The organism is Paraburkholderia sp. BR14320 (assembly GCF_040948665.1).
In the GTDB taxonomy this organism is placed as follows: domain Bacteria; phylum Pseudomonadota; class Gammaproteobacteria; order Burkholderiales; family Burkholderiaceae; genus Paraburkholderia; species Paraburkholderia youngii.
The window spans coordinates 1-2533 of sequence record NZ_JBFPKG010000156.1 but is presented as its reverse complement, the minus strand read 5'-3'; the positions used below and the strand labels follow the sequence as shown (position 1 = coordinate 2533).

Annotated in this window: 1 protein-coding gene and 1 pseudogene; both read right to left on the bottom strand. The window is 67.3% G+C overall.

From position 1 onward, the window contains the following. Positions 1 to 2007, bottom strand: a pseudogene (locus AB3X89_RS39385) (Type III effector protein (Skwp 4)); the annotation flags it as partial. A 248-nt stretch (positions 2008 to 2255) separates the two neighbouring features. Then, positions 2256 to 2533: hypothetical protein (locus AB3X89_RS39380; RefSeq protein WP_368587960.1), on the bottom strand; the 278-nt coding region annotated here is incomplete at its 5' end.

The window sequence follows — 2533 nt, the reverse complement described above, 5'->3', positions numbered from 1 at the left end:
TTCCTGTGCGTTCATCGCCTCGCGCAGCACCTTCCTGGTGGCGACCCGCTGCGCCAGGGCCAGCACCGCGGCCCCCGCTTCAGGCGCCTCCGGCCACTTTGACAGCGCATTCGCGGCCATCGCCACTGCCTGTGCGTCCATCGCCTCGCGCAGCACCTTCTCGGTGGCGACCCGCTGCGCCAGGGCCAGCACCGCGGCCCCCGCTTCAGGCGCCTCCGGCCATCCGGACAGCCCATTCAGCGCCATCGCCACTTCCTGTGCGTTCATTGCCTGGCGCAGCACCTCCTCGGTGGCGACCCGCTGCGCCAGGGCCTGCACCGCGTGCCCCGCATCAGGCGCCTCCGGCCACTTTGACAGCGCATTCTCGGCCATCGCCACGTCCTGTGCGTTCATCGCGCGGCGCAGCGCCCCGTCGGTGGCGACCCGCAGTGCCAGCACCCGCACCGCGTCCCACGCTTCGGGAGCCTGTGGCCACTTTGACAGCGCGTTCAGGACCTCGGCCACATGCTGCGCGGTCATCGCGCGGCGCAGCGCCTTCCTGGTGGCGACCCGCTGCGCCAGGGCCAGCACCGCAGCCCGTGCTTCAGGCTTCTCCGGCCACTTTGACAGCGCATTCACGGCCATCGCCACTTCCTGCGCGGTCATCGACCGGCGCAGCGCCTTCTCGGTGGCAACCCGCTGCGCCAGGGCCAGCACCGCGTCCCGCGCGTCGGGCGCCTCCGGCCATCTGGACAGCGCATTCAGGGCCATCGCCACTTCCTGCGGGTTCAACGACCGGCGCAGCGCCCCGTCGGTGGCGACCCGCTGCGCCAGGGCCAGCACCGCGTCCCGCGCTTCAGGCGCCTCCGGCCACTTTGACAGCCCATTCGCGGCCATCGCCACTGCCTGTGCGTCCATCGCCTCGCGCAGCACCTTCTCGGTGGCGACCCGCTGCGCCAGGGCCCGCACCGCGCCCCCCGCTTCAGGCGCCTCCGGCCATTTTGACAGCGCATTCGCGGCCATCGCCGCTTCCTGGGGGGTCATCGACGTGCGCAGCGCCTCGTCGTTGGGAATCCGCCTGGCCAGGGCCAGCGCTGCGTTGCAGGTACTCCGCTCCTGCGGCCACTTCGAGAGGGCATTAAGGAGGTTTGAGATGCCCTGGCCGTTCAGCGTGTCGATCAGGCTGTTCGCCTCAAGATGTGCGACAAGGCGCAGCACCGCTTCGCAGCACCTCCCGTATTGCGCCGCCTTGGACAGCGCATTGCCCAGAATGGCCGCCTCCTTGGCCCGGAGCCGGTTCGCCGCGTCCGGCTTCAGCACCTGCGCTGCAATACGTTCCAGCGCCAGCCCGCAGATCTCACGGTCGGCATGCTTGCTCAGCTTGTTGACGAGATGGGCGTAATGGGCAGCCGGCAGGTCCTCACACCAGTCGGTGTCCACGACATAATGCGCCGCCAGTTCGACAGCCTCACGGACGTTCCCGCCTCCAAACCGGCCTTGCGGTATCTGCAGTTTCTGCAGATACCGATTCAGAAAATACACGTTATCGCCAGCATGGTCCGGGCGCAGAAAGACCAGCGCACGCCCGTAGCCATTACGGTGCGCGAGCTCGTTCTCCGCTGCCATGCGCAAACATCGTTGCGGAAAGCCATCATCCCGCCTGTCCCGGGACAGCAGCTGTTGCTGCTCGCGCCGTTGCGCCTCGACCGTCCGGCTGAACTCGTGTTGCCGATATGTCAGGTATTTCGCCAGACACCGGGTGCGGCGCTGCGATTCATACGGGCCGCTGCGTGTCCTTGTACGCTCCCTGTCATCCAGCGCATCCTCCGGATCTCGCACCGTTCGCTTGCGCGATGGGCCCGCTGCCTGAGCCCGGGATTCCTGTGCACCGCTTCCCGTCAGCACCGGCCGATGCTGATAACCGGGCCGGTAGTGCGTGCCCGGACGCACTGACGACGCCCCCGGCTGGCTCCGGTCGCGCGCCTTCTTCTCCGACTCGGGCCTTGCGCGCCGGGGCACGTCGCGCAAGGGATACCCGGCGCTCTCTTCCCCGCCATGAGGCCGGCAGGAGAACGCCCGCTGCCGCTGGGCACCCGGATAAGGCTGCATCCTGCGAGCCTGGCGACGTACGGGTAGCGCCGCCAGCCGCATGTCAAGGGCCGCACCTGTGTGCCGATCCGCAGTTCCTCCTGGCCCCGTCCCGGATCGCCTGGGTGCCGATTCCTCAACCCTTTCATTGTCACCACCATCATGTGGACTTACCGGCCTGTCGATTTTCATTGCAGCATATCCTGGACTTGGCGGGGCGTTGTCACGTTATTGATCCGGCTGTTCCACAGATTCACGAGGTTCGCGATAATCACGCCCTCGCGCTGCTGCGATTCGATGTTGCGCGTCAGCAGTCGCGCGCCGATACAGCGCTTGATTCGCGAGATCTGCGACTCGACCAGCGCGCGCTGGCCATACCCGTATTTGTTGCGGAACGCATGGGTGCCCTTGTCCTTGATGTACCGAACGAGATGGTCGTGCCAGCGTGTCGCCGGTTGATTGTGAA